Here is a 25,757-nt window from a genome sequence, read left to right on the forward strand (position 1 = left end):
CGCTCGCTCACTGCCGGCCTCCGTCCGGGTACCAGGTGAAGTACGCCTCCATGGTGTGGAACAGATCGTAGGTGTCCACGTAGTCGGCCTTGCGGCCCTCGCCCGCGACGCCCATCATCAGCATGAAGTCCATGAACCCGTGCGTGGCGTTGCCCGGCAGGTGCAGGCTCTCCAGGCTCACCTCGGCCAGGCAGCCCTCGATGTCGCCGGAGGAGATCCACTCCACGGCCTTGCGGTCGAACTCCGGGTCGGGGCCGTGCGGCCCGAACTGGCGCGGCCCGCCGAGCTCCAGCGACAGGTGGCCGGTGCCGATGACCGCCACCCGCTTGTCCGACGGCCACGACTCCACCAGCTCGCGGATCGTCCGCCCGAGCTGCACGAACCGTTTCGGCTGCGGCAGAGGCGGGGCGAAGATGTTGGTGTAGATAGGCACGATCGGCAGGTCGTTCTGCGGGCGCAGCGTGATGATCGGGCACGTGATGGAGTGGTCGATGCGCAGCTCGTTGGAGAAGGCCAGGTCGAACCCGGCGTCCAGGCCCTCGCGCAGGATGTACGCCGACAGGTCCTCCTGCCCGGTGAAGAACATCCGGGGCAGCCCGAACTCGCGCTCCTCGTTGTACCAGTTCGCGTCGTAGAAGGGCGCCTTGCCGACGAGGAACTGCGGCATGTTGTCCAGCCAGAGCTGGTGGAAGTGGTCCGAACCCACCATGACCAGCACGTCGGGGCGCGCCCTGGTCAGGGTCTCCCGGAACGCCTCCACCTTGCGCACCCACTCGTCCGCGAACGGCGGCCGGTCCTCGCCGGTGGCGGTGCTGGCCCGGTAGTAGAAGGGGTGATGGGTGGACGCGATCACCGCGACGAGCTCAGCCATGCGAACCTCCAGTGGCGTCGATGTCGGGGGTGTACGGCTCGGGGGCGACGGACCGGTTGTTCAGGTCAACCGACAGGAAGATGTCGTTGGCGACGGGGTTGCGCAGTTCCTCGGCGAGCTGCCCGATCAGCCCGGCGGTGCGGGCGAGCAGGGCGAAGCCGCGCAGCAGTTCCATGGGCAGGCCGAGGTCGGCCAGGGCCGCGCCGCACACGCCGGCGCCGTTGAGCGGCAGCGTACGGCCCAGGACCTGGGGGTGGACCCGGCCGATGGCGGCGAACAGCGACAGGTGCGGCCCGAACAGGCCCTCCTCGGCCGCGATGGTGAACAGGCGCGGGGTGCGCGGGTCGCCGTCCTTGTGCACGTGGTGGCCCAGGCCCGGGATGAACAGCCGGGCCTCGCGCCGCGCCCGCACGGTCTCCAGTGCCAGGGCGTCCCAGCCTGCGTCGTCGGCGGGCAGGGCGCCGTCGCGGGAGCGCAGCACCTCGTGCAGGAACCGGCCGCAGTCCTCGGTCACGCCGAGGAAGCGGGAGCCGCCGCCGAGCAGCCCGGCCGCCAGCGCGCCCTGGACGGAGTCGGGCGCCGACAGGTACGTCAGCCGGGTGACGATCGCGGTGGGCGTGAACCCGTGGTCGGCCAGCGCGGCCAGCACGGCCTCGAACACCCGGGTCTCGCCCGCCGTGGGGCGGCGCTGGGTGGCCAGCCAGAAGGCCAGCTCGCCGAACCCGACCTCGCCCATCACGTCCTCGGCGAGGTCGTGGCCGAGCAGCGTGATCGAGGTCCGCGACGAGGCGCCCAGCGCGGTGGGGTACTCCGGCCGGTCAGCCACGCTCGTCCTCCGCCTGGGTGAGCCACTTGCGCAGTTCCTCGCCGTGCTCGTCCAGCTCCGGCGGCGGCAGCCGGTACGCGGCCGGCGTCTCGGAGAAGCGGATCGGGTGCCGCGTCGTCGGCACGGCCCGCTCGCCCTCGCCGACCTCCACGATCGGCTCCAGCCCGAACCGCTCGGCCATGGCGAACCCGCCGTCGATGGTGTTGATCGGGCCGCACGGCACGCCGGCCGCGACCAGCAGGTCGAACCACTCCACCGCGCCGCGGGTGGCCAGGCGCTCCTCCAGGATCGGCCGCAGCTCCTCCCGGTTGGCGGTGCGGTCGGCGTTGCGCGCGAAGCGCGGGTCGGACGGGACGTCCGGGATGCCCAGCACCTCGCACAGCCCGCGGAACTGGCCGTCATTGGCGGCGGCGATGATGATGTCGTTGTCGGCGGTGGGCAGCGGCTCGTAGGGGAAGACGCTGGGGTGGGCGTTGCCCATGCGGAACGGCACCACGCCGCCCGCGACGTACGCGCTGCTCTGGTTGACCAGGCCGGTCAGCGCCGAGGACAGCAGGTTGACCTCCACGTGCTGCCCGCGGCCGGTGCGGTCGCGGTGGCGCAGCGCGGCGAGGATGCCGATGACGGCGTGGTTGCCGGCCATCACGTCGAAGACCGAGATCCCGGCCCGGTAGGGCGGCCCGTCGGGCTCGCCGGTCAGGCTCATCAGCCCGGAGATGGCCTGCACCATCAGGTCGTAGCCCGGCACGTGCCGGCCGGCGCCGGAGCCGAAGCCGCTGATCGAGGCGTACACGACGCCGGGGTTGGCGGCGCGCACGTCGTCGTAGCCCAGGCCGTACTTGTCCAGCCCGCCCGGCTTGAAGTTCTCGATCATCACGTCGGCGCGGCGGGCCAGCTCGCGGGCCACGGCGGCGTCGGCCTCGTCGCGCAGGTCCAGCGCGATCGAGCGCTTGCCGCGGTTGACGCCGAGGTAGTAGGTCGAGGTCTCGCCGCGGGTCGGCGGCATCCAGCCGCGGGTGTCGTCGCCCTTCGGGCCCTCGACCTTGACGACGTCGGCGCCCATGTCGGCCAGCAGCATCGTGGCGTACGGGCCGGCCAGGACGCGGGAGAAGTCGGCCACCAGCACGCCCGACAGCGGCCCACCCCCGGACGGCCTCTCCGTGACGGCTTCTTGTCTCATCCGGCTTCGCCCTCCAAGTCCGTTCATCGGACATCTGTCCGCAAGCGCGATTCTGGCATATCCGAAGGCGGCGTCAAGTGCCCGTCCGCACGGCCGCTCCGGTACCGGCCGTACCGTGTCCCGGCCGGAGAGCGACCGCTTGACAGGGGCGCCCGCGCTCATCAGAGTAACGGCGAACAGAGGTGACCGTGCAGCGGACAGTCGTTCGGAGAACCGGCGGCACCGCGCACCGGTCGGTGAGGAGCCAGCGATGAACGAGCGGACCCAGTTCGAGCCCGGACGCCCCGTGGTGCTGCGGGGCGGCACGGTCCTGCCGATGGACGAGCGGCGCACGGTGCTCGCCGGCGCCGACGTCCTGGTGACCGGCGACCGGATCGCGGCCGTGGGCCCCGGCCTGGAGGCGCCCGAGGGCACCGTGGAAATCGACGCGAGCGGCGGCATCGTCATGCCGGGCATGATCGACACCCACCGGCACATGTGGCAGACCGTCATGCGCGGCTACGGGGCGGACTGGACGCTGACCCAGTACTTCGTGTGGTACTACCTCGAACACGGCAAGCTGTTCCGGCCCGAGGACGTCCACGCCGGCAACGTCCTGGCCGCGATCGAGGCGATCGACGCCGGCGTCACCACCGTCGTGGACTGGTCGCACGGCCTGCAGACCGTAGAGCACGCCGACGCCGCCGTGGACGCGCTGCGCTCGGTGCCCGGCCGGTTCGTGCTCGCCTACGGCAACATCCAGCGCCCGCCCGCGGAGTGGACGGCCGCGCCGGAGTTCCGCGACTTCGTCGCGCGCAGGATCACCGGCGACGACATGCTCGGCTTCCAGCTCGCCTTCGACGTCACCGGCGACCCCGCCTTCCCGGAGAAGCCCGCCTTCGAGGTGGCCCGCGAGCTGGGCGTCGCGGTCACCACGCACGCCGGGGTGTGGGGCGCCACCGGCGACGACGGCATCAAGCTGATGTACGACCACGGCTTCATGACCCCCGAGACCGTGTACGTGCACGCCGCCTCGCTGTCGGCCGACTCCTACCACCGCATCGCGGCCACCGGCGGCTCCATCTCGGTCTCCACCGAGAGCGAGCAGAGCGCCGGCCAGGGCTACCCGCCCACCTGGGCGATCCGCGCGCACGGCATCCCGGTGTCGCTGTCGATGGACACCAGCGTGTGGTGGAGCGGCGACCTGTTCTCGGCCATGCGCACCACCCTGGGCGCCGACCGCTCGCGCGAGCACATGGAGGCGCACGCCAGGAACGAGACCGTTACCCACTGCAGCCTGCGCGCCGACCAGGTGGTGGAGTGGGCCACCCGCGGCGGGGCCCACGCCATCGGCCGGGACGCCGACCTGGGCCGGATCGAGCCGGGCATGAAGGCCGACCTCGTCCTGATCCAGAACGAGAACTCGCCGGTGTCGTTCCCGCTGCTCAACCCCTACGGCCACGTGGCGTTCCAGGCGCAGCGCGGGGACGTGCGCACGGTGATCGTGAACGGCCGCGTGGTCAAGCACGACCACCGGCTGATCGGCGTGGACCTCGCCGCCGCCCGCCACGACGCCGAGCGGACCGTCGAGTACCTGCGCTCCAGCATGGGCGAGGAAGCCTGGGAGAAGGGCATGAACCCCGACATCCCGCCCACCAAGATCCTCGACAACCCGTACACCTACACCGACTACCGCAGCTCGTCCACCCACACCCGATGACAAACGGACAGCCGTCCGGAACGTGGTCAGCGGAAGCATGGACGTAACGCCATCGGAGCACCGGCATGATGTGATGGAAGGCGAAGCGGCGGGCGGCGCGGCCGGGCGGTCCCGGCCATCCGGCCGCCGCTGTGCGGACAACGGTGCGCCCACCCCGTCCAGAATTGGATGAGCGCACCCGGGCGAGACCAGGAAGAGGGCGTACATGGCGCGTGCCGACACCGGACCGGACTTCATCGAGGCGCTGGCCCGCGGCCTCGATGTGATCAAGGCGTTCCAGCCCGGCCGCCCCGTCATGTCCCTCACCGAGGTGGCCACCGCGACCGGCCTGGCCCGGCCGACGGCCCGCCGCATCCTGCTCACGCTGCAGGACCTGGGCTACGCGCGGGCCGAGCGCGGCGGCTTCGCGCTCACCCCGCGGGTGCTCGAACTCGGCGTCACCTACGTGCGCTCGATGGGGCTGTGGGAGGTCGCCCGGCCACACCTGGAGCACCTTGTGGCCCAGACCAACGAGTCGTCCTCGATCGCCCAGCTCGACGGCTCCGACATCGTGTACGTCGCCCGGGTGGCGGTCCCCAAGATCGTCACCCTGTCGGTGCAGATCGGCACCCGTTTCCCCGCGCTGCAGACCTCCCTGGGCAAGGTCCTGCTGGCCGCCCTCCCGCCCGAGGAGGTCGAGCGCGTGCTGGCCGAGCCCAGCCGCTCGGGCATCGAGCCCCGCTGGCGTCCGGGCGCCGAGGAGCGCGAGGCGGCCCTGCGCGCGGTGCGCGCCCGCGGCTGGGCCCTGACCGACGAGGAGCTCGCCCTGGGCATCCGCTCCGTCGCGGCCCCCCTGCGCGACGGGCTCGGCAACGTCATCGCCGCGGTGAACGTCAACGCCCACGCCGCCGAGACCTCGGTGGCGAAGCTGACCGAGGAATACCTCCCCCTCCTGCTCAAGACCGCCGGCGCCATCAGCGCCGACTGGGCGCTGTACGAAACCGTCCCCCAGGTCACCGCCTCCTGACCCGCCGGCTTCCCCGCAGAGGAATCCGCGCGGTACGCCACACGGCAGGAGCCGTCGCCCTCCGGCCGGCGGCGGAGATCGCACGGGAGAGCGACGGCACCGGCGGCGTGACGTTCGCTAGCGCGTCAGGTGCCGGCCTCCGGCCACCGACACGACCTCGCCGTTGACATGGCCGTTCGCGGCCGAGCCGAGATAGGCGACCGCGGAGGCGACGTCCTCGGGGGTGCAGATGCGGCGCGTGGGGGTCTTCGCCGCCTCGGCGTCGATGGCCCGCTGTCCGAACCCGGGAGAGGTCAGCGCCCGCTCGGTGAGGGTGAAGCCGGGCCGTACGACGTTGGTGAGGACGCCATGCTCGGCTTCGCGCACGGCGAGCACCTTCGCGGCCGTCTCCAGTGCGCCCTTGGCGGCCGGGTACACCACGCCCGCGGGTATGGGCTGATCCACCACGTCGGACGAGATGATCACCACACGTCCCCACCCGGCGTCCCGCATGCCGGGCAGCACGGCGTCGATGAGCGCCAGCGTGCCGACCGCGTTCGCGGTGAAGCCGTCGGCCAGCGAGTCCCACGTCTCCGGCGCCCGGTCCGGCCAGGAGACCGCGTTGGCGACCAGGACCGCGACACCGCCGAGCTCGCCTTCGACCCGGCGCACCGCCTGCCGCGCCGAGTCGCGGTCGCGCTGGTCGATCCGCAGCGTCATGCCCGTGCCGCCCGCCCGCTCGATCGACTCGACGAGGGCCCGCGCCCGCTCCTCGTTACGGTGCCAGGACGCCGCGACGTACGCGCCCTCCTCCGCGTACGCCCGCGCGACCGCCCGGCCGATGTCGCCCGAGGCCCCGGTGACCAGCACGACCCGGCCCTGAAGTCCGAGATCCATCCAATGCCTCCAATAATTAGTCGGCTATCTATTAGCCGACTATACATCTGTAGGATGGGCGCCGTGGATGCCAGTGAAGTGATGCGCGTCAACCGGGCGCTGAACAAGATGAGCAAGCTCTACCGCACCGCGAAGGCGCGCAAGCTGGAGGCGCTCGGGCTGCATCCCGGACAGGACGTGCTGTTGTGGCTGCTCGCCCAGGAGCCCGGCGGCATGACGGTCTCGGAGCTGGCGGGGCGGCTGGGCATCGAGCCGCCCACCGCGACCCGCAGCCTGAGCCGGCTGGAGGGCGGCGGCTGGTTCCGGCGCGAGCGGGTCCCCGGCGACCGCCGCCAGGTGCGCATCGTGGTCACCGACGCCGGCCACGAGCTGGTGCCCCGCATCGAACAGGTGTGGACGGAACTCGCCGAGGAGACGATGGGCGGCGCGAGCGACGAGCAGCGCGAGATCGCGGTCTCGACCCTGGAGCAGGCCAACGACCGGCTGCGCCGCCTGGTCGGCGAAGCCGTCCTGGCCGAGGAGTGACACGGGCGGCCAGGAGCCGGGTCGCCCGCCATGCCGCCGGGGAGATGCGAGGACGCGCACGAGAGCCGTGTGCGACCATGTCATCACTCTCGGCGACGGAGGCGTGCTCATGGGGTGGTGGCCGGCGCTGGCAGCCGTCCTGGCAGGGCTGGCGCAGTTCCTCCAGCCGTTCATGCTCAGCGCGCAGGCGCTGCGCGGGCTGCTGCACATCGCCCCCGGCATGGTGCGCTCCCTCCGGTCGCCCATGCCGGACCCGGACGGCGAAAGGGTGGCGCTGTTCTTCTCGATGCTCCTCGAATCCCGGGACATGCGGCGTGGTGTCGCCTACCCGTCGCTGCCCGTGTTCCCGGGTGTCTACCTCATGCTGGCGTGCAGCCCGGTGGTCGGGAACGTCGCCGCCTTCGCCCTGGGCGGCGCGGGGGACCACGTCCCCTCGTGGGCCGAGGTGTATCCCGAGCCCGAGGCCGTCCTGCTCGGCGCGGTGCCGCTCGCCTGGGCCGTCTCGGTGCTGTCCCTGCACATCGCCGTGCATCTGCACCTGTGGGAGTGCGGCATCCTCCGGCCGCGGGGGTTCGGCCTCCTCCTGCTGTGGGGCGGCTTCCTGCCGGCCACGACGCTGGCCTGCGCCTGGGGCTACCACCTCATTACGGACGTCAGCATGTGGCTCGCCGTGACGACGTTGCTGGTCACCGCGACCGGCATCGGATGGAGCACCAACCGCCGGATGTGGGAGACGCTGGAGTCCTTCCAGGTGCTGCGCAGGCCCTGGAACGTGCGCAGCGAGTCGATCGCGCTGAGGCTGCCCCGGGCGGGGTCGGCCCTCGGCGGCCGGGTGTGGTTCGCGGCTCTGCTGCTGCTGACCTCGATACCGGCGACGCTGGCCGCCTACGCCGATCTGTACGGCGCAGGGGTCGCCGCGGTCGAGTGGGCCGTGGCGCTGCCCATGACGGCCGCCGTGCTCCAGGTCGTCAAAGACCTCGTGCTGGACCTCAAATCCGCCCTGGCCAGGGCGCACCGGCTGCCCGACCTGGAGTAGGGGCTCACGGCGGGGAGGCCGCCCGCTGCCGGGAGCGGGGCTTGGCGCGGACGTGCATGCGCTCTGCCCTGGCGGCCGGACAGGTTGAGCACCTCCGCCGGGGAGTCGCCGGCGGGGCCGAACCAGTGCGGAGGCGGGTGTCGCACTCGGCGGCCTCGCCCGGTCCCGTGATCAGGCCCGGCCGGGTGGTGCGACCGCCGCCTCGCCTTGATCGGCCGTGGGCTCAACGCGGGCGTTCGACCCGGCCCTCGTGCCAGACCGGCTCGTCGCTCTCGTAGACGCTCCCGTCGGCTCCGAAGATCAGGAAACGGTCGAAGTCGGCGGCGAACCAGCGGTCGTGGGTGACGGCCAGCACCGTGCCGGAGAAGGAGGCCAGGCCCTGCTGCAGGGCCTCGGCACTGGCCAGGTCCAGGTTGTCGGTGGGCTCGTCCAGCAGCAGCAACGTGGCGCCGGACAGCTCCAGCAGCAGGATCTGCAGCCGGGCCTGCTGGCCGCCCGACAGGCTCTCGAAGCGCCGGCCGGCGGCGGGGGCGAGCTCGTAGCGGGCCAGGGCGGCCATCGCCTCGTTCAAGGTGAGCGCGTGACCGGTCATGACCAGCTCGGCCGGGGTGCGGCCGTGCAGATCGGGCCGGGTGTGGGTCTGCACGAACCGGCCGGGAACGACGCGTGCTCCCAGCCGCACCGAACCGCGGTGCGGCACCGCGGGCACCGCGCCGTCGGCGGCCTGTTCCAGCAGACGCAGGAACTGGGACTTGCCCGAGCCGTTGGAGCCGAGCACCCCGACGCGCTCGCCGTACCAGATCTCGGTGCCGAACGGCCGCATCAGCCCGACGAGCTCCAGGTTCTCGCAGATGACGGCCCGTTTGCCGGTACGGCCGCCACGCAGCCGCATCCGCACGTTCTGCGGCCTGGGCGGGCGCTGCGGCGGGCCGGCCTCCTCGAAGCGGCTCAGCCGGGTGCGCGCGGCCCGGTAGGCCGAGGACACCGCGTCGTTGTTGGCCGCGGTCTGCCGCAAGGTGTGCACCAACTGCCTGAGCTTGGCGTGCTCCTCGTTCCAGCGCCGGCGCCGCTCCTCCAGCCGGGCGATGCGCTCCTCGCGGGCCCTGGCATAGGAGGCGAAGCCGCCGCCGTGCACCCAGACGCCCCGATCCTCCACGGTCACGATCCGGTCGGCGACGTTCGCGAGAAGCCACCGGTCGTGGGAGACCAGCAGGACCGTTTTGCCGGTGGCCCGCAACCGGGCCTCCAGCCACTGCTTGCCGGGCACGTCCAGGTAGTTGTCCGGCTCGTCCAGCAGCAGGACCTCGTCGGGGCCGCGCAGCAGGGCCTCCAGGACCAGGCGTTTCTGCTCCCCTCCCGACAGGGTGTTCACCGGACGGTCTCGGACCTCCTCGTAGGGCAGGCCCAGGGCCGCCGTGGCGCAGGTGTCCCAGACGACCTCCATGTCGTAGCCGCCGGCGTCGGTGTAGTCGGCGATGGCCTGCGCGTACGCGAGCTGCGTCGTCTCGTCGTCGCGGGCGGCGAGCGCGGCCTCCGCTCCCGCCAGGGCGGACGCGGCGGCGCGGACCCGGCCGGGCGCCACCGACAGCAGCAGGTCGTGCAGGGTCCGGTCATCGCGGATGCCGCCGATGAACTGCCGCATCACCCCCAGCCCGCCCGAGGAGACCACTCGGCCGTCCTCCGGCCGCAGATCCCCGGCGATCAGGCGGAGCAGGGTGGTCTTGCCCGCGCCGTTCGGCCCCACCAGCCCGGCCTTGACCCCGTCGCCGACGCGGAACGACACCTCGTGCAGGAGCAGCGGCCCGTCCGGCAGCACGTAGGTCAGCCGGTCCACCTCGACATGTCCCGCCACGGCGCCACCCCCACCTCTCGATCGGTGTTCTGGAGACCGGATCAATGATCCGGTGCCCGATCGCCATACTAGACTCACCGCCGTGGACACGAGCAAGGCGAAATCGGCGACGCGCCGCCCAGCGGCAGGAGACGTGTGGCTGCGGCCATCCGGGCGGGCGGGGCGCGACGCCCCGCCGCTCAGCCGCGACCGGATCGTCGAGGAGGCCGTGGCCCTCCTGGACGCCGAGGGGGCCGACCGGCTGACCATGCGCCGCCTGGCCGAACGGCTCGGCACCGGCTCCACCACGCTGTACTGGCACGTGAAGACCAAGGACGACGTGCTCGACCTCGCCCTCGACACGATCTTCGCCGAGGTCGCCGTCCCGCGGCGGGGCGAGGGAGGATGGCGCGCCGACGTCACCGCGCTGATCAACGGATGGCGGGCGACCCTGCTGCGGCATCCCTGGTCGGCGGCGCTGCTGGGCCGTCCCATGCTGGGCCCCAACGTCCTGGCCCGCAGCGAGTTCCTGTACGCCACCCTCCTGGAGGCCGGCGTCATCGAACCCCACCTCACCGCCGCGGCGTACGGGCTGTCCAACTACGTCATCGGCTCCGCGCTGATGGAGTCCACCTGGCTCACCACCACCGAGCGGGAGGTCGAGCATGCCGCCCGGGAGCATGTGCACGCCAACCGGGACCGCTACCCGGCCCTCGCCGCCCACGGCCCGTTCGTCGCGGGCGACGACTGGGACACCACCTTCGCGCTCGGCCTGACCTGGCTGCTCGACGGCATCCAGGCCACGATCGCCGGCGCCGACGGCGCCGCGCCCGCGTGAGGCGGCCCGCGTCAGCGGGACACGATCCGCTCCACGTCGAACGACGACGGGCCCCACAGAGCATGGCGGCCCGCTGGCTCGGCGGGCGGCCGGACGTACGCGTACGCGGGCTCCCCCGGGCCGACGCCGTCGGCGAGCAGCAGCGCCCGCATCAGCCGGGGGGCGTTGGCACGGCCGGCCGAGACCTTCCCGGGCCGCCGGTGATCGCGTCCGCGCACCCGCCGCCCGGACGGGACATGGGTGATCCAGACCGCCGAATCCGGCTCGCCCCCGCATGACGGTCCCCGCCGGCAGTAGACCTCTTCCCGCCAGTCCTCCGGCGCGCCGGGCAGTTCCGCGGGACCGCCATCGTCGGGCCAGACCCGCACCTCGACCCGCTCATCGGCCCGCTCATCGGCCCGGCCGGGCTCCTCCGGCGCGGCGTACGGGTCGAAGAACGCGTGGACCCCGCCCAGCCGTTTGAACACCGACCAGGCCCCGGCACCGCTCTCGCCCGCGTGCACCGCCACGGCCGACTCGCCGTCGAGGGGCACGGTCCGCCAGCCGAGCCGGGCGGCGTGCTCGCGGCAGGACCGCATGACGATGCCCGGCGCGACCGGCCAGGCCGGCGCCGGTTCGCCCGGCTCCCGGAGCGGCTCGACCACGATCACCGCGTCGTACGGGTCATAGGGGTCCCAGCGCTGCGCGGAGCCGTCGAACACGAGCGCCTCCATGGCCTCCATCTGCCGGCGCAGCCTGCGGCCCAGCCGGTGGTCTCGCAGGACGGCCGGCGTGTACAGCAGCCGTTCGATCTCGGCGTACTCGGCCATGAGGGCTTCGTATCCGGATGCGTCCATGCTCTCGATGGTGCAGCGAGCGGGCGCCTTTACAATGTAGATTTCCAGCTTTCCCCGGCACGCGCGAGGGGCCGGGGCCGGCGGAAAACCGCTGGCCGAGGCGCGGACCCCGCTGTTACGCTCGGCGGCGTCGTGTCGGATTCCAACGTCGGGCCGTCGTGCCCTGGAAGGCTGTGAGTTGATGCCCGGGTCAGCGTCGAGTGTGCCTCGCCCCTTGGGCCTGAACCACCGCTGACGCACTCATGCGCATCGGCCTGCGGGCCGGTGCTCCGGCATGCCGCCGCACCCGTACGCCGTCGTGCCCTTCCGGCATGCCGTCGTGCCGTGACGCGGCCGGTGCCGGTCGCGGCCGTGCCCCGAGGCCCGCTCGACGCTTCCTTGCTGTCTTTCCACGACGATCCGGCAAGGAGCCACTCAGGTGTCCGACAACCGTTCCATCACCAGAACCGAGACCTTCGACTGCGTACGATGCGGCCTGACCGTGACCGCGTTCGCGCCCGACGGCGGCAGGCGCAACCACTGCCCGAGCTGCCTGCACTCCCGGCACGTCCTGGACCGGGTGGAGGGCGGGCCGTCGCAGTGCGGCTCGCGGATGGCGCCGATCTCCATCGCGGTGCTCCGCAGCGGCGAATGGATGATCATCCATCGGTGCGCGCGCTGCGGCGAGCTGACGTCCAATCCCATCAGCGGCGATGACAACCAGCTCATCCTGATGCGGATGGCCGTGCGCCCCCTCGCCCAGCCGCCGTTCCCGCTCGAATCCTTCGGCGACCTGTGAGCCGCCGGCACGAGAGGGGGGACACGACGATGCCACGCAGAAAGCCGCACCCGCGCCGGCCGCAGCGGCCCAAGGACCGGACTCCGGACGGCCGGGGCCGGGAGACGTTCCGCTGCGTCGGCTGCCGGCTGGACGTGCCGCTGGCCGCGCCGGGCACGGCCCACCGCAACCACTGCCCGCACTGCCTGACCAGCCTGCACCTGGACCGCAGGATCCCCGGCGACCGGCGCGCGAGCTGCCACGGCCGCATGGCCGCGGTCGGCGTGACGGTCCGGGGCGACGGTGAATGGCTGATCATCCACCAGTGCCAGGCGTGCGGCGAGCTGAGCGCCAACCGCATCGCGGGAGACGACAACGCCCTGGTCCTGCTGCGCATGGCGGTCAGGCCGCTGTCCGGCGACCGCCTGCGCCTCGGCGCGCTGCTGGCGCTGTAGCCGGGGGCGCCGGGCGGCGACCATGACAGCGCTCGTACGGGCGCTGTCATGGTCGCGCGGCGGGCACGTGACTCGACAGGCGGCGCGCATGGCTTGCCCGCACGGCGGCACGTCGCAGGCGTCGTGCCACATGCGTGCCCGCGCGGCGGTGGCATGTCGCGGGCACGCCGCGCCTGAGCCGTCAGTCGATGACCGCGGTGGCCTCGACCTCGACCAGAAGGTCGGGCTCCCCCAGCGCGGCGACGCCCAGCAGCGTGATCGGCTTGACCGGGTCGATCCCCAGCCTCGCGGCCGCCCGCGAGATGCCCTCGCCCAGCAGGGGCATCTTCTCCGGCTTCCAGTCCACGACGTAGACGGTCAGTTTCGCCACGTCGTCGAAGGAGCCGCCGATCCCGGCCAGGGCGGTGCCGATGTTGAGGTAGGCCTGCTCGACCTGGGCGGCCAGGTCGCCTTCGCCGACCTTGCGGCCCTCGGCGTCGCGGGCGACCTGCCCGGCGAGGAACACCAGCTTCGATCCGGTGGCGATCGACAGTTGCCGGTAGACCTCGGGTTTCGGCAACCCGTCGGGGTTCACCAATGTGACTGCCATGACTACTCCTTGTCGCGGGAAGCTGCGGACTCGAAACGCCGGGGAAAACATAGCATTGCTATGTATTATTGGGCCGTGGTGAGGACGAAAGACCCCTCGATCCGCGCGCTGCTGATCGACCGCGCCGCGCAGATGCTCCGGACCCGCCGGCCCGTCACCCTCCGCTCGCTGGTGGCCGGGACGGGCGCGTCCACGATGGCCGTCTACACCTACTTCGGCGGCATGGAGGGGCTGTGGAAGGCGCTGCGGCAAGAAGGCTTCACCCGCCTGGCGGCCGAACTCGCGAAGGTGCCGGCCACTGCCGACCCGGTACGCGACCTGGCCGCCCTGAGCGCCGCCTATCTGTCCAACGCCATGGACAACCCCGACCTCTACCGGGTCATGTTCGACGCGACGTTCGAACTGGAGGACTCCAAGGCCGCGGACGAGACCCTGCACTGCCTGGTCCGCGGCGTCGAACGGGCCAAGAGCGCCGGCCGCTTCCGCGACGACATCGATCCGCTGGAACTGGCCGTCCAGGGCTGGGCCATCGGCCACGGCCTGGCCTCCCTCGTCACCACCGGCCCGCTGCCACGCCAGGCGCTCGCCCACGGCGTCCCCCTGCTGACGGCGCTGTTCGTCAGCGCGGGAGACGACCCCGGCAGATGCCGCCGATCGATCGAGCAGGGCTGGGAGCAGGTCCGCCTCTGAGGGCGAGAGGCCGCCTGGACGCGCTGTGCGCACCGAGCACCGCCGCCACCGGCGGCAGAGCCCGCGCGCCTGTCGTCATCCGGTCGGCGCGGAACGCCAGACGATGTAGTGCACGGCAATGCGGTCTTCGCGTTCGGGCAGGTCGGTGACCTTCAGGGCGCCGACGTTCCGCTCCGCGGTCTCCAGGCAGTACCACGCGTTCTTCTCCGCCCGTACGCTCCCGTAGTGGCGGCGCCGCAGTTCCCTGGCGCACTCGGCCGCCGTGGGCGTGCCGGAGAAGGGAGTGATCCAGAACCCGCCGCCTCCCTTGGTCCAGATCTCGTGGTACGGGGCGTGATAGACGATGTCCGCCTCGGCGCTCACCTCGCTGATGACGCCGCCTTCGAGGTCGAGATAGTCCTGGTCGGCGAGCACGGCGTCGCCGGTGTTGACGACGTCCCCCTGGGGGGCGCCGGGTTCCGGGGAAGCGGAGGACGCCGAGGATGCGGAGCCGGACGCGCCGGTGGGCCGCTGGGACGACGGGCCGTCCGCGGCGGGCTGTGCGGGCGCCGGGGCGCTCCACGCGCGGTCCAGCGCCGCGCCCGCCGTTCCGGAGCCGACAACGATCAGGGCCGCCATGGCCAGGCCGCCGGCCCGCAGCGGCCTGCCGTACTGCCGGACCAGCCCGCCGAGTCCGAGCAGCGCCGCGAGGATGCCGGTGACCAGGACGCCCAGCAGCGGGCCGCTGGTGAACAACTGCCCGAGGGCCGCCACGTCGGCGACGAACCCCAGAGCGGTCAGCGCCGTGGTCTGCCAGTCCCCCGGCCCTCGCGCGGACTCACCACCCTGCGCGGACTCTTCCTGCGTGCCCTGCGTGGGCTCTCCACCGGTGGAGCCGGTCAACGGTGCTCCTTCCCCGGAACGGGTCACGGACAGCTCCAGCCTTCCAAACGGCCGCTCCCCCGGAACCCGGCGGGGGCTTCGGGGGTGGGCAAGGGTGATGCTCCGCCCCGGTCGTCTGGTCCGGGGCGGAGCATCGCGGTGGGTGGCTCAGATGGTCAGCAGTCGGGGTCGATGTTCCCCGGGCAGTTGCGCCACAGGCGGATGGCCACGTTGAACCCGTCGTTGTTGTCGCCGAGATTGGCGTCATTGACCTTGAACTCGAACTGCGGGATGTACCTGGCGTGCCGTATGACCCGGGTGATCCGCAGACAGTCGCTGTCCGCGCCCGAGGTGTACCAGGTTCCGGCCGGGAGCCGGTGCCCGGCGTCGACGCCGCTGACGACCTGTGCGTTGGCGTAGTGAGGACGCACCAGCAGCGCGTACTTGGGTTCTCCCGACGCGGGCCAGCGGCCGTCGGCGGGGGCCAGATCGTCCCAGCCGTTGCCCCACGGGCCCTTGTGGTCCCCCCAGGTGGCGATCTGGGTCGTGCCCGAGGCCCGGAAGCGCAGCACGTCTCCGGCGCGCAGCGTCAGCCTGGGCGCCCAGTGGGTCTTGCGGTCTCCGGGGACGAACAACGTGGCCTTCAGCCGCCAGTTGCCGCTGCCCGCCCAGCTTCGCGTGTTCGCGCAGTCGTCGATGGGGCCCGCCGCGGCGGCGGGCTGCGCGCCGGCCAGGCCGATCGTGCCGAGCGTCAGGGCGGTGCCGAGGGACACCAGGAAACGGGTCGTCGCCCGCATAGGCGTTTTCTCCTTCTCACGGGTTCGCGGGGTCTCGGGATCTCGGGGCCGGATGCGCCGGTGAGGCGCGGGCCGGGCCGCCTCACGGCGACCATGGCGGCGGTGGGCCGGAGCCGGGAAGGGCGCCGCGATTACCCGTACAAGCCCGTACAGGATGTAACCCTTCGTGTCTCCGGGGCGACTTCTCAGTGACCGGCTCAGTGACCGGCTCAGTGACCGGTGAGGACAGCCTGGAGGGAGCGCCGTGCCCGAGCCCGCGATCGAGCGCCCGTCGGACATCCGCAGCCGCGAGGACTTCGCCCGGCTGTTGTCGGCGCTGCGTGATCGGGCGGGCCTGACGGTGCGGCAGGTGGCGGCGCGGGCGGGCAGCGCCGGCGCGCACAGCACGATCGGCGACTGGTTCGCCGGCCGGGGCCTGCCCTCGCTCGCCCTGCGCGAGCTGTTCGTCCGGGTGCTGAAGGTGTGCGGCGTCGATGACGCCGAGCTGGTGGAGGAGTGGCTGTCGGCCTGGCAGCGGGTACGCCGGGCGCCCGGCCGGCGTGCGGGAGGGCCCGAGCCGTACCGAGGGCTGGCCGGGTTCCGGGAGGAGCACGCCGGGTGGTTCTTCGGACGCGAGACTCTGACCGCCAGGCTCCTCGCCCGCGTGGCCGAGCTGGACGGCGGCGGCGTGCAGCTCGTGGTGGGCGCGTCCGGCTCGGGGAAGTCCTCGCTGCTGCGCGCCGGGCTGATCCCCGCGCTCAAGGCGAAGGGGCGCTCGGTGACCCTGCTCACCCCCTCCGTCGCGCCCGCCCCCGAGCCGCGGGGAGGTCAGGGGCTCGTGCTGGTCGTGGACCAGTTCGAGGAGGTGTTCACCGTGTTCGCCGACGAGGAGCGCCGTGCCGCGTTCATCGCGGCGTTGCTGGGGGCGGCGTCGGACGGGGCGGTCGTGGTGGCCGGGCTGCGGGCGGACTTCTACGCCCACGTCCTGCGCCGCCCGGACCTGGTGCGGGCGGTCCAGGAGGGGCCGCTCGCGGTGGGACCGCTGAGCGGCGAGGAGCTGCGCCAGGTCATCGTGGAGCCGGCGCGCAAGGCCCGGATCGACGTCGAGGACGGGCTGGTCGAGCTACTGGTGCGCGAGGCGGCCCGGGCGCATGACGCGGGCGTGTTGCCGTTGCTGTCCCACGCCCTGTACGCCACCTGGCTGCACGGGCAGGGGCGCAGGCTGACCGTGGCCGGCTACCGGGAGGTGGGCGGCATCGAGGGGGCGATCGCGGCCAGCGCGGGCGACGTCTACGACGAACTGGACGACCGGCAGCGGGAACTGGCCCGCAGGCTCTTCCTCCACCTGGTCCACGTGGCCCCCGACACCGCCGACACCCGCCGCCGGGTGACCAGGGCCGAGCTGCTCGCCGCGGAGTCCGGAGACGGCGAGCGGGAGATGGAGGATGTGCTCGGCCGTTTCGTGGCCCAGCGGCTCATCACCGTGGACGGGGACACGGTCGAGATCACCCACGAGGCGCTGCTGTGGGCCTGGCCGCTGCTCAGGGGCTGGATCGACGCCGGCCGGGTCGGCCTGCTCGTCGGCCGCAGGGTGCTCGCCGACGCCGAGGCGTGGCGGGCCGACCACCGCGACCCCGACGCGCTCTACCGCGGCGCCCGGCTGCTGGCCGCCCAGGAGTGGGCGCAGGCGCACGGGGCCGGCGTGCCGCCCACGGTGCGGGAGTTCCTGCAGGCCGGCGCCGCCCAGGCCCGCCGCCGGGTACGTCGCCTCTACCAGGCGGTCACCGCGCTCGCGGTGGTGTCGGCCCTCGCCCTCATCGCCTCCGGCGTGGCGGTCCAGGCGCAGCGCACCGCCGTCCGGCAGCGTGACGAGGCGCTGTCGCGGAAGGTCGCGGCCGAGACCGCCGCGCTGCGGCGGGCCGACCCGGCGCTGGCCGTCCAGCTCAGCGTGGCCGCCCATCGGCTCGCGCCCACCGTGGAGGCGCGCGGCGCCGTCCTCAGCCTGTCCGCCGAGCCGTACGCCACCAGGGTGACCGGCCACACCGGCGCCGTGTACGCCACCGCGTTCGCCCCCGGGGGCGGGCTCATGGCCACCGCGGGCGATGAGGGAGTCGTCCGGTTGTGGGACACGGCCGACCCGCACCGGCCGCGCCCACTCGCCGCGGTGCCCGCGCACGAGGGCGGGGCGTTGACGGCCGCCTTCGATCCCGGCGGGCGCACCCTGGCCACCGCCGGCGTGGACCAGGTGATCCGGCTGTGGGACGTGACCGATCCGCGGCGCCCGGCCCCGCTGGGCGTCCTCCGCGGGCACGCCGGCACCGTACGCCATGTGGCGTTCCGTGCCGACGGCCGGGTCCTGGCCAGCGCGAGCTACGACAGGACCGCGCGGCTGTGGGACGTGGCCGACCCGCGCGCTCCCCGGCCGCTCGCGGTGGGGCGAGGCAGCGGCGACGGGCTGTCCGCCGTGGCGTTCAGCCCCGACGGGCGCACCCTCGTCACGACGGCGGCCGACCGGGTCACGCGGGTGTGGGATGTCGCCGACCCCCGCAGGCCGCGCGCCGCCGCCACGCTCGGCGGGCACACCGCCCCGGTCCTGTCGGCCGCGTTCAGCCCCGACGGCCGGGTGTTCGCGACCGGCGCGTTCGACAACACGATCAGGCTGTGGGACGCCGGCACGCGCAAGACGCTCGCCGTACTGGAGGGCCACGCCAACGGCGTCGTCGCGCTCGCCTTCAGCCCCGACGGCCGGACTCTCGCCAGCGGCGGCTACGACCTCACGACCCGGCTGTGGGACCTCTCGGTCCCGGCGGCCGGCCGGGTCCCGCTCACGCTGGACGGGCACGGCGACATCGTGTACGCGGTCGCCTTCAGCCCTGACGGGCGCACGCTCGCCTCGGGGAGCAAGGACACCACGGCCAGGCTGTGGGACCTGTCCGCGCCGGTGCCGGCCGGGCACACCGGGCGGGTCTACGGGGCGGCCTTCGCTCCGGGCGGCGACCTGCTGGTCACGGGCACCGCCGACGGCGCCCGCCTGTGGCGCGCGAACGCCCGCCGGGAGCCACCGGTGCCGCTCGCCGGTCACACCGACTACGTCGTCGCCACGGCGTTCCACCCCCGCGGACGCCTCCTGGCCACCGGCAGCCTCGACTACACGACCCGGTTGTGGGACCTGTCCTCCCCGGCGGAGCCCGTCGCCGTCCTGCGCGGCCACGGTGACAACGTGCTGGCCGTCGCCTTCGACCCGGCCAGTACGCTGCTCGCCACCGGCGGGGCCGACCGCCTGATCAAACTGTGGGACGTACGCGATCCGCGGCGCCCGGTGGCCGTGGCCACGCTGACCGGCCACACGGCCTCGGTGTCCTCGCTCGTGTTCGGCCCCGACGGCCGTACGCTCGCCTCGGCGAGCCTGGACGGGACGGCGCGGCTGTGGAACGTGCCCGACGCCCGCCGCGTCTCGGTCGCGGCCACCGTGCGCGGCCACTCGGGCGGCCTGTACGCCGTCGCCCGCCACGGCCGGGTGCTGGCCACCGCCGGCGCGGACGGCGCCGTACGGCTGTGGGACACCAGCGTCCCGGCTCGGCCCGCGCCGCTGGCCACCCTCACCGGGCACACCACCACGGTCTCCGGCCTGGCCTTCAGCCCCGACGGGCGTACGCTCGCCTCCGGCGGGTTCGACAAGACGGTCAGGCTCTGGGACGTCTCCGCCCCCGGCCGCCCGGCCCCGCTGGGCACCCTGACCGGGCACTCCGAACGCGTCGAATCGGTCGCCTTCAGCCCCGACGGCGCGGTTCTGGTCAGCGGCGGAGCCGACGGCACGGCCCGCCTGTGGCCCCTGGACGTGGACACCGTGTCCCGGGCGCTGTGCGCGATGGCCCATCCGCCCATCACCGCCGAGCAGTGGCGTACCTACCTGCCCGGCATCCCGTTCACCCCTCCGTGCGGGTGACCGCCGCGACGGCCGCAGCCCGCACTCATGTTCGAACTCCGTCGGCGTGTCCACCTCGATGTCCTCCATGTTCTCGAACTCATCTGCGAATATGTGTCCTGCGTGCAGCGTCCAGAGAGAACGTCCAGAGAGAAGAGGACACCGTGAGCGACAACAGCTACGATCCGGCCCTGATGGACTGGCTTCTGGCCGGGAGGCGCCAAGTCCGGCGTACCGACCCCAGGTACGCCCCGCGCCGCCTGCCACCGCGATCTCAGACCACGACGAGCGGCCGCGACGCCGATCCACGGCCGTACGGCGCGGATCGTCCCCGGCGGGAGCGGACACGCCACGACGACACCGGCCGGCACCGCCCGGCGCCGGATCGCCTCGGACCGGTCCGGCGACCGAAGCCCCCCATCGACCGCCAGACGGTGGACGGGCACCGGGAGCAGGCCGGCCCGCTCCACGCCGACCACGTCAAGGCGTTCCTCGCACAGGGCCTGCACCCGAGCGAGCTGAACGCGCGCGTCTACGGCAAGACCATCGCGGAGCACCTGAGAGACGGCCAGCCGATGGACTGGTGCATCGAAGCGATCCGCTGGCACAAACGCCGAGCCGGATAGAACCCGCCACCAGGCGAGCACACCGCTCCGGGAGGCCATGTCTCTGTGGCGGCCCCTCGGGATGACCATGTGGCACCTGTGGCGCTCCTCGCCGATCGTGGGCTCGACCGCCTGATCGGCCCGGGGCGCGGGCGGGAGCTTCTGGCCGTTCCCCGGGGCTGATGTCGTGGGCCGGCCTGGGGGCCGGCCCGTGTGGCGTGGTGGAGGGAGGAGAACCGGCTAGCTGATGGTGATGGTGTGCAGGAGGTTGTTCAGCCCGGTGCCGGGCTCCCAGGTGCCGGTGTTGGCCAGGCGGATGGAGTACTCGGGACGGGAGCCGAGCTGCGGGTCGGGGAGGGCCAGGAGGAGGGCGTAGGAGCCGGCGGGCATCGAGGCCGGGAGCGTCACCGGCTGGGAGAGGGTCGTGGTGGTGCCCGCGAGCCACTTGCGCGGGTCGCCGGACAGGGGCAGGCGGTAGGTGGCGGTGCCGCTCCGGAGCACCAGTTCCAGGTTGCGCGGGTTGACGGGCGCGGCCCATCCCTCGTTCTTGATGGTGATGCTGACCGGCAGCGTGCCGCCGCGGGTGGCCGTGGCCGGGTAGGTTCCGCTCTGCAGGGTGAGGCGGTAGCCGAGCCGCCGGCCGACCTCGGCCAGGCAGCCGCCGCTGTTCCAACCGCTCAGCACACCGGTGTGGTAGTCGGTGTTGAGGTAGGTCCAGTGGAAGCGGGACAGCTCGTCGAGCGCGGTCGGGCAGTCGGAGCGGGGCGGGTTGGGGTTGCAGGTCTCCCCGCCCATGGCCAGGTAGGTGGTCTCGGCCTCCAGGTAGGGGTACTCCACGGCCGGGTCGGTGTAGGTGCCGTAGTCGTCGGGGCCGGCCAGGAAGCAGTCGTTGTGGTGGCCGAGCCTCGCCTGAGGGCTGCCGCCGTGGGCCTGGGCCGGGGAGAGGGCGGCCGTGCCGTACATCGTGCGCTTGATCGCCGGAGTGCGGAGCTGGACCATCCGCGACGAGGGCAGCACGCTGAGGATCTTGTCGGTGACGGCCTTCCGGTTCGCCCAGTCCGTGGCGCTGACCACGCCCGCGTTGCCGAAGTTCTGCGTGTAGTACCACTCGCCCCAGGCCCCGACGAACCCGGCCTGCATCACGTGGATCACGTCGGCGTTGGCGCTCAGGTAGGGGGCGAGCTGGTCGAGGTGGGCCAGGACGCGGTCCTTCGGCGCGTCGGCGCCGTCGGTCGAGGCGGTGTAGGCGAAGCGGAGGATCATCTTCAGGCCCGCGGCGCGCACGGTGGCGAACTGCTGCTGAAGCTGGTCCAGCGCGGCCTGGCCGATCGGCGCGTCGCGGTACTCCGACAGGTAGAACACGCACATCACCAGGGAGATGTGCTGGCCGGCGCGGTAGTCCTGGAGGGTGGCGAGGGAGAAGTCGTTCTTGTCGCAGTCGCCGGTGTGGTGGTACAGGCCGCGGTCGGGGTTGGCGAAGGCGGCCGTGGACGGGGTGTAGGTGACGGTCGTACCGCTGCCGCCGCCGCTGTAGACGTGGGTGAGCTTGGCCGAGGTCTCCAGCGGGGCCTCGACCTGGAACACGAGGTCGGCGTCGTTGGGCGTGGCGCTCTCGCCGATGCCGGCCCGGTCGATCGTCCAGCGCGCCGTGCCGCCGGAGCCGGAGTAGGTGACCGGCGAGACGGGGGTCCAGCTCCAGCCGCCGCCGTTGTGCCGGTAGAGGCCGGCGTTCTCCAGCAGGTAGTCCGCCCCCACGCCGCCCTGGGCGAAGCCGGTGCCGGGGTCGCGGTCGGTGTCGATGTAGACGCGGGCGTAGGCGGGGCTGCCGGTGTAGGCGAACTGGTACGTCACGGTGGTGGCGGTGTTGGTGGCCGACTGGCCGGTGATGGCCGCCTGGGCGGGGGCGGCGATCAGCATCGAGGCGCACAGGAACGCCAGGATGGCGAGAATGCGCATCGCGGTGGCTCGGAGGAATCTCATGCGCTACTCCACGGTGATGATCGGGCTGTACGCCTCGGGCGAGCTGCCGGCGCCGTGGAAGACCACGCGGTGCGGGCCGATCTCGCCGCGGGGGACCCGCCAGACGAACAGGTCGCCGGCGGAGGAGACCAGCGGGCTGGGCCCTTCGACCGGCGCCCAGCTCCAGCCGGTGCCGGTGTGCCGGTAGAACCAGCCGTTCTCGATCAGGTAGTCCGCGCCGATGCCCGCGGTCGCGAAGCCGGTGGCGGCGTCGCCGTCCACGTCCATGAAGACGTGGTGGAAGTCGAAGGGCAGGTTGTACTGGGCGCGGTAGGTGACGGTGTCGCCGTCGATCGTGCCCTGCCCGTCGGTGATCGGCTCGCCGCTGGGCGTCGGGGTGGTGACGGTGAGCGGCCCGGCGGGCGCGGAGACGTTGCCGCTCGCGTCGCGCGCGGTGACGGTGAAGCCATAGGTGCGGCCGGGCGTCAGCCCGCTGACCGGCACCGCCGCAGTGTCCGCGGGCAGCCGCAGCAGGGGCCGGCCGTCCACGGCCACGTCGTAGCCGGCCGCGTCGGGGACGGCCGTCCAGGCCAGCCGGACGCTCGCGACCTTGACCTGCGTGGCCCGCAGGTCCCCGGGCGAGGCGGGCGGCGAGCCGTCGGCGGGCCTCGTGGCGACCTGTACCGCGCGCCCGGCCGCCGAGGCGTTGCCGGCCAGGTCGCGGGCCCGTACGGCGAGGCTGTACCGGGTGCCCGGGGCCAGGTCCCGCAGGGTGATGGCCGGGGTGCGGCCGGCCGTGCCGGCGACGCGGACCCCGTCGAGGTAGACGTCGTAGCCGGCCGCGTCGCGCGTGGGCGGCCAGGCCAGCGTGAGCGAGGTGGACTCCCGCTCGACCGGGCGCACCGGCCCGGGGCGGTGGGGCGGGCGGGTGTCGGCCGTGCGGGCCGCGGCCAGTTCCGCGTCCCAGTAGTCCGGCAGGGTGTCCCACGGGTTGGCCGGCGCGTCGGGGGTGACGTAGATGTAGCCCGCGCCGCGCTCCTTGCCCAGCCGCATGGCCTCGGCCATCTGCTCGGGGGTGGCGGTGGCGTGGACGAGGTGCCAGAAGCGGCGCGGGTCCTTGCCGCGCTGCCACGCCGGCGGCTGCCAGCTCAGGTAGGACTCGTAGGTGGCCTCGAAGGTCAGGCTCACATCGCCGATGTCGGAGTAGCACTCCTCGGTGCCGATACCGGGGTTGATCACGGTGAACGCGCCGCGGTGCAGGCTCTTGATGGAGGAGTCGAGCCAGCGGTAGGCGCCGGCGTACTGGCAGACGTTCTGCACCTCGTCCAGGAAGATGCCGCCGAGCCCGTGCTCGCCGTACAGGCGGTACCAGGTGGCCACGTCCTGCTGCGCCTGGGCGAGCCACGCCTGCGGATCGCTCTCACCCAGCCAGGTGGCGCGGCCGGTGCTGCCCAGGTAGCCGGTGGCGACGTAGCCGAGCACGGTCACACCGGCCGCGCGGGCCTTGGCGATGGCGGCGGCGTAGGCGGGGTCGAAGTCCTTGCCGGGGCCGGAGAAGGGGTTGGCCACGACGATGCCGACCCCGGGGTCGTCGAGCCGTTCCCACAGGGGGCCCGGCTGGAAGTAGGCGGGCACGGCCAGCGCCTGCCCGACCTCGGGCGCGCTCGGAGGAGTGAGGAGGAAGGAGATTGCGACCAACAGACGTACGACCATGTGTCAGCCCTTGATACCGGTGCGGGCGGGGGATCCCCCGCCTCCTGAGGGGTTCCCCAAGACTTGGGATTAATAATGGAGTCCAGGGAAACTAAGTCAAGACCCAATTCGGTCGCACGCCCGCCCGGCCCAGGGACCTTCCGGTCGATCCAGCAGTAGCCTCGGGGGGCGGATGCGCCCGCTCCCCTTGAGAAGAGCGCGGTGATCGTCTAATAATGACGGAGTCTCAGATAATCAGTCCTGGCAGGGCCCATGACCGGACGGGGGTCGCGCAGGCGCCGGCGCCTGCGCGACCCCCGCGGGTGGGCCCGGCCGCGGGGTTCGGTTATCGCACCGTTCCGTCCCACTGCCAGGCGGTGCGCCGGGGCAGCCCGGGAAGCTCGCCGCGGCCGGTGCACCACAGCAGCGTGCCGGACGGGTCGTGCCCCGCCGGGGCGTCGGGGAAGATCCGGCCGAGGACGGCGCGGCTGAGGCCGCCGGCCGGGATCCAGGGGCGGCCGAGTGCACGGGTGATGTCGTAGGTGTGCACGGCCAGTTCGGTGATGCCCATCGCGGCGAACCCGCTCGCGTCGGAATGGCCCCAGGGGTGCCAGGCGCGCGCCTCGGCGGGCGTGTCCCGGACGGTGGACGTGAGGAGGGACGCGGCGATGCGGACGCCCTCCAGGCACGCGGGGACCGGGGCCTGCGGGTCGAGCGAGGCGAACAGGGTGATGTAACGGTCCTGCGGCCGGGCGATGAGCAGTCCGGCGTAGCCGACCAGGCCCAGGGCGATGTGGTCGAGGGTCTGGCGGCAGGTCCAGTCGAGGGCGTGGGCGGGTCGCGACCAGTCCTCGCCGGCCGCGTCGAGCAGGACGGCCAGGCACTCATCGGTGGCGGCCCGCAGCAGGTCCGGCCACGGGGCGGCGGTGGCATGCGCCGTGGGAGCGGGGGCGCCGGATGTGGTGGTCACCTCTCCCCCGCCGGGTTCCTCAGCACCTCGATGACGCTCGCGTAGCTGTCGCCGCCGTGGCCCGTGGCCCTGGCCCGTTCCATGGTGGCCTTCAGCAGCTCGGGCAGGGCGTTGTCGAGGCCCCGGGCCTCCGCCGCGTGGATGAGGTGGTCGATGGCCGCGATCTGCACGTCCACGGTCGCGTCGTCGCCCGGGTAGCGGCCGGCGTCCACCTGGGGCGCGTACGCGGTCAGGAACCGGTTCACGGTGCCCAGCCAGCGGATCGCGATGGGGGTGAACTCCGTGGCCGGCGTCTTCTCCGCGCCGACCAGGGCGGTGCCGTGCAGCCAGCCGGTCAGCGTGGACCACATCAGGCCGAGCAGGGCGGCGTCGTAGAGGGAGGCCAGCCCGGGATCGGCGCCCAGGTGCAACGGGTCGCCCAGGGCCGCCAGGGTCTCGCGGTGGGCCTCGAAGACGGCGTGCGGGCCGCTGTAGAGGAACATCACCTCGGGGCTGCCGACGCCGGGGGGCGTGGTCATGATCGCGCCATCGAGGTAGCCGGCGCCGCGGGATCGCGCCCAGGCGACGGCCTCGTGGGCCTGCTCCGGTGAGCCGGAGCTCAGGTTGACCAGCGTCCTGCCCGCGAGGGCCGCGGCGGCGGGGTCGAGCACGCCGTACAACGCGTCGTAGTCGAGCACGCAGGCGACGGTGAGCGGGCTCGCCGCGACCGCCTCCTCGGGCGTCGCGGCCAGGCGGGCGCCGCGCTCGGCCAGCGGCCGCGCCCTGGCCGCCGAGCGGTTCCACACGGTGGTCGGGTGGCCCCGGTCCAGGAACGCGGCGGCCAGCGCCGAGCCCATCGAGCCCAACCCGATGACGGTTACGGCCTGGCGATCAGAACTCACGTACAACTCCTTGACACATGACGGTGACACATGACGGTCGGAAACGCGGGACCAGGCTCCCAGCGCGCGGCGG

23 protein-coding genes are annotated in these 25,757 nt (G+C 73.1%); 10 read left to right on the forward strand and 13 right to left on the reverse strand.

Going from position 1 to position 25,757, the window contains the following annotated elements; all coding sequences use genetic code 11:
• Positions 1–7: 7 nt before the first annotated feature.
• Genes HNP84_RS33720 through HNP84_RS33730 form a run of 3 tightly spaced genes read right to left on the reverse strand, consistent with a single transcriptional unit; the run spans position 8 to position 2,877 of the window.
• Positions 8–871, reverse strand: coding sequence for a DODA-type extradiol aromatic ring-opening family dioxygenase (locus HNP84_RS33720; RefSeq protein ID WP_185054026.1), 864 nt, complete (start codon positions 869–871; stop codon positions 8–10).
• Positions 864–1,697 (reverse strand): citryl-CoA lyase, encoded by an 834-nt coding sequence (locus tag HNP84_RS33725; RefSeq protein ID WP_185054028.1) that lies wholly within the window; start codon positions 1,695–1,697, stop codon positions 864–866. The genes HNP84_RS33720 and HNP84_RS33725 overlap by 8 nt, the downstream gene beginning before the upstream one ends.
• Positions 1,690–2,877 carry a CaiB/BaiF CoA transferase family protein gene (locus HNP84_RS33730; RefSeq protein WP_185054031.1) on the reverse strand — a complete coding sequence of 396 codons (1,188 nt, stop codon included), beginning with the start codon at positions 2,875–2,877 and terminating at the stop codon, positions 1,690–1,692. Before HNP84_RS33730 ends, HNP84_RS33725 begins: the two co-directional genes overlap by 8 nt.
• 250 nt (positions 2,878–3,127) lie before the next feature.
• Here HNP84_RS33730 and HNP84_RS33735 point away from each other — a divergent pair, with 250 nt between their 5' ends.
• Positions 3,128–4,576, forward strand: coding sequence for an amidohydrolase family protein (locus tag HNP84_RS33735; RefSeq protein ID WP_185054033.1), 1,449 nt, complete (start codon positions 3,128–3,130; stop codon positions 4,574–4,576).
• Between the two features lie 205 nt (positions 4,577–4,781).
• Positions 4,782–5,582, forward strand: a complete 801-nt coding sequence (locus HNP84_RS33740; protein ID WP_185054034.1) for an IclR family transcriptional regulator domain-containing protein — start codon at positions 4,782–4,784, stop codon at positions 5,580–5,582.
• A gap of 117 nt (positions 5,583–5,699) precedes the next feature.
• On the opposite strand, the gene HNP84_RS33745 is transcribed toward HNP84_RS33740, so the two are convergent.
• The gene (locus tag HNP84_RS33745; protein ID WP_185054036.1) at positions 5,700–6,458 is read right to left on the reverse strand and encodes an SDR family NAD(P)-dependent oxidoreductase; all 759 of its coding nucleotides are present in this window, start codon (positions 6,456–6,458) and stop codon (positions 5,700–5,702) included.
• A gap of 63 nt (positions 6,459–6,521) precedes the next feature.
• Here HNP84_RS33745 and HNP84_RS33750 point away from each other — a divergent pair, with 63 nt between their 5' ends.
• A complete protein-coding gene (locus tag HNP84_RS33750; protein ID WP_185054038.1) occupies positions 6,522–6,983 on the forward strand; it encodes a MarR family winged helix-turn-helix transcriptional regulator in 462 nt (153 codons plus the stop codon).
• Positions 6,984–7,092: 109 nt separating this feature from the next.
• A complete protein-coding gene (locus tag HNP84_RS33755; protein WP_185054040.1) occupies positions 7,093–8,019 on the forward strand; it encodes a hypothetical protein in 927 nt (308 codons plus the stop codon).
• 223 nt (positions 8,020–8,242) lie between these two features.
• Here HNP84_RS33755 and HNP84_RS33760 read toward each other — a convergent pair whose 3' ends face one another.
• Positions 8,243–9,871 carry an ATP-binding cassette domain-containing protein gene (locus HNP84_RS33760; RefSeq protein WP_185054042.1) on the reverse strand — a complete coding sequence of 543 codons (1,629 nt, stop codon included), beginning with the start codon at positions 9,869–9,871 and terminating at the stop codon, positions 8,243–8,245.
• Positions 9,872–9,953: 82 nt separating this feature from the next.
• On the opposite strand from HNP84_RS33760, the gene HNP84_RS33765 reads away from it, so the two are divergent.
• On the forward strand, positions 9,954–10,688 hold the full coding sequence (locus HNP84_RS33765) for a TetR/AcrR family transcriptional regulator (RefSeq protein ID WP_185054044.1): 735 nt from the start codon (positions 9,954–9,956) through the stop codon (positions 10,686–10,688).
• Positions 10,689–10,699: 11 nt separating this feature from the next.
• Here HNP84_RS33765 and HNP84_RS33770 read toward each other — a convergent pair whose 3' ends face one another.
• The gene (locus HNP84_RS33770) at positions 10,700–11,524 is read right to left on the reverse strand and encodes a hypothetical protein (protein ID WP_185054046.1); all 825 of its coding nucleotides are present in this window, start codon (positions 11,522–11,524) and stop codon (positions 10,700–10,702) included.
• A gap of 418 nt (positions 11,525–11,942) precedes the next feature.
• Between HNP84_RS33770 and HNP84_RS33775 the strand changes: the two genes are divergently transcribed.
• Together HNP84_RS33775 and HNP84_RS33780 are read left to right on the forward strand one after the other, a co-directional pair.
• A complete protein-coding gene (locus tag HNP84_RS33775; protein ID WP_312926382.1) occupies positions 11,943–12,302 on the forward strand; it encodes an RNHCP domain-containing protein in 360 nt (119 codons plus the stop codon).
• Positions 12,303–12,331: 29 nt separating this feature from the next.
• A complete protein-coding gene (locus HNP84_RS33780; RefSeq protein WP_185054048.1) occupies positions 12,332–12,736 on the forward strand; it encodes an RNHCP domain-containing protein in 405 nt (134 codons plus the stop codon).
• 181 nt (positions 12,737–12,917) lie between these two features.
• Here the strand turns inward: HNP84_RS33780 and HNP84_RS33785 are convergent, their stop codons facing one another.
• Positions 12,918–13,325: a RidA family protein gene (locus HNP84_RS33785; RefSeq protein WP_185054050.1), complete on the reverse strand. Its 408-nt coding sequence runs from the start codon at positions 13,323–13,325 to the stop codon at positions 12,918–12,920.
• Positions 13,326–13,400: 75 nt separating this feature from the next.
• Between HNP84_RS33785 and HNP84_RS33790 the strand changes: the two genes are divergently transcribed.
• Entirely contained in the window at positions 13,401–14,015 is a 615-nt protein-coding gene (locus HNP84_RS33790) for a TetR/AcrR family transcriptional regulator (protein ID WP_185054051.1), read from the forward strand.
• A 75-nt stretch (positions 14,016–14,090) separates the two neighbouring features.
• On the opposite strand, the gene HNP84_RS33795 is transcribed toward HNP84_RS33790, so the two are convergent.
• Complete coding sequence (locus tag HNP84_RS33795) at positions 14,091–14,897, reverse strand: hypothetical protein (protein WP_185054053.1); 807 nt, start codon at positions 14,895–14,897, stop codon at positions 14,091–14,093.
• Positions 14,898–15,052: 155 nt separating this feature from the next.
• On the reverse strand, positions 15,053–15,673 hold the full coding sequence (locus HNP84_RS33800) for a hypothetical protein (RefSeq protein ID WP_185054055.1): 621 nt from the start codon (positions 15,671–15,673) through the stop codon (positions 15,053–15,055).
• Positions 15,674–15,917: 244 nt separating this feature from the next.
• Between HNP84_RS33800 and HNP84_RS33805 the strand changes: the two genes are divergently transcribed.
• The gene (locus HNP84_RS33805; protein ID WP_185054056.1) at positions 15,918–19,598 is read left to right on the forward strand and encodes an nSTAND1 domain-containing NTPase; all 3,681 of its coding nucleotides are present in this window, start codon (positions 15,918–15,920) and stop codon (positions 19,596–19,598) included.
• A gap of 143 nt (positions 19,599–19,741) precedes the next feature.
• Entirely contained in the window at positions 19,742–20,203 is a 462-nt protein-coding gene (locus HNP84_RS33810) for a hypothetical protein (protein WP_185054058.1), read from the forward strand.
• Positions 20,204–20,422: 219 nt separating this feature from the next.
• Here the strand turns inward: HNP84_RS33810 and HNP84_RS33815 are convergent, their stop codons facing one another.
• The 4 genes from HNP84_RS33815 to HNP84_RS33830 all read right to left on the reverse strand — a co-directional run bounded on the left by HNP84_RS33815 (position 20,423) and on the right by HNP84_RS33830 (position 25,684).
• Positions 20,423–22,162 carry a DUF4832 domain-containing protein gene (locus HNP84_RS33815; protein ID WP_221337078.1) on the reverse strand — a complete coding sequence of 580 codons (1,740 nt, stop codon included), beginning with the start codon at positions 22,160–22,162 and terminating at the stop codon, positions 20,423–20,425.
• A 3-nt stretch (positions 22,163–22,165) separates the two neighbouring features.
• On the reverse strand, positions 22,166–23,854 hold the full coding sequence (locus HNP84_RS33820; protein ID WP_185054060.1) for a spherulation-specific family 4 protein: 1,689 nt from the start codon (positions 23,852–23,854) through the stop codon (positions 22,166–22,168).
• A 325-nt stretch (positions 23,855–24,179) separates the two neighbouring features.
• Positions 24,180–24,803: a maleylpyruvate isomerase N-terminal domain-containing protein gene (locus HNP84_RS33825; RefSeq protein WP_185054061.1), complete on the reverse strand. Its 624-nt coding sequence runs from the start codon at positions 24,801–24,803 to the stop codon at positions 24,180–24,182.
• The gene (locus HNP84_RS33830; RefSeq protein WP_185054063.1) at positions 24,800–25,684 is read right to left on the reverse strand and encodes an NAD(P)-dependent oxidoreductase; all 885 of its coding nucleotides are present in this window, start codon (positions 25,682–25,684) and stop codon (positions 24,800–24,802) included. Before HNP84_RS33830 ends, HNP84_RS33825 begins: the two co-directional genes overlap by 4 nt.
• Between the last annotated feature and the right edge of the window lie 73 nt (positions 25,685–25,757).

Origin of the sequence: Thermocatellispora tengchongensis (assembly GCF_014202315.1) — a bacterium.
GTDB lineage: Bacteria > Actinomycetota > Actinomycetes > Streptosporangiales > Streptosporangiaceae > Thermocatellispora > Thermocatellispora tengchongensis.

Coding starts and splice junctions, on each gene's coding strand:
- HNP84_RS33735 (WP_185054033.1), top strand. CDS start 3,128: ATGAACGAGCGGACCCAGTTCGAGCCCGGACGCCCCGTGGTGCTGCGG.
- HNP84_RS33815 (WP_221337078.1), bottom strand. CDS start 22,162: ATGAGATTCCTCCGAGCCACCGCGATGCGCATTCTCGCCATCCTGGCG.
- HNP84_RS33755 (WP_185054040.1), top strand. CDS start 7,093: ATGGGGTGGTGGCCGGCGCTGGCAGCCGTCCTGGCAGGGCTGGCGCAG.
- HNP84_RS33780 (WP_185054048.1), top strand. CDS start 12,332: ATGCCACGCAGAAAGCCGCACCCGCGCCGGCCGCAGCGGCCCAAGGAC.
- HNP84_RS33720 (WP_185054026.1), bottom strand. CDS start 871: ATGGCTGAGCTCGTCGCGGTGATCGCGTCCACCCATCACCCCTTCTAC.
- HNP84_RS33740 (WP_185054034.1), top strand. CDS start 4,782: ATGGCGCGTGCCGACACCGGACCGGACTTCATCGAGGCGCTGGCCCGC.
- HNP84_RS33745 (WP_185054036.1), bottom strand. CDS start 6,458: ATGGATCTCGGACTTCAGGGCCGGGTCGTGCTGGTCACCGGGGCCTCG.
- HNP84_RS33785 (WP_185054050.1), bottom strand. CDS start 13,325: ATGGCAGTCACATTGGTGAACCCCGACGGGTTGCCGAAACCCGAGGTC.
- HNP84_RS33730 (WP_185054031.1), bottom strand. CDS start 2,877: ATGAGACAAGAAGCCGTCACGGAGAGGCCGTCCGGGGGTGGGCCGCTG.
- HNP84_RS33800 (WP_185054055.1), bottom strand. CDS start 15,673: ATGCGGGCGACGACCCGTTTCCTGGTGTCCCTCGGCACCGCCCTGACG.
- HNP84_RS33770 (WP_185054046.1), bottom strand. CDS start 11,524: ATGGACGCATCCGGATACGAAGCCCTCATGGCCGAGTACGCCGAGATC.
- HNP84_RS33820 (WP_185054060.1), bottom strand. CDS start 23,854: ATGGTCGTACGTCTGTTGGTCGCAATCTCCTTCCTCCTCACTCCTCCG.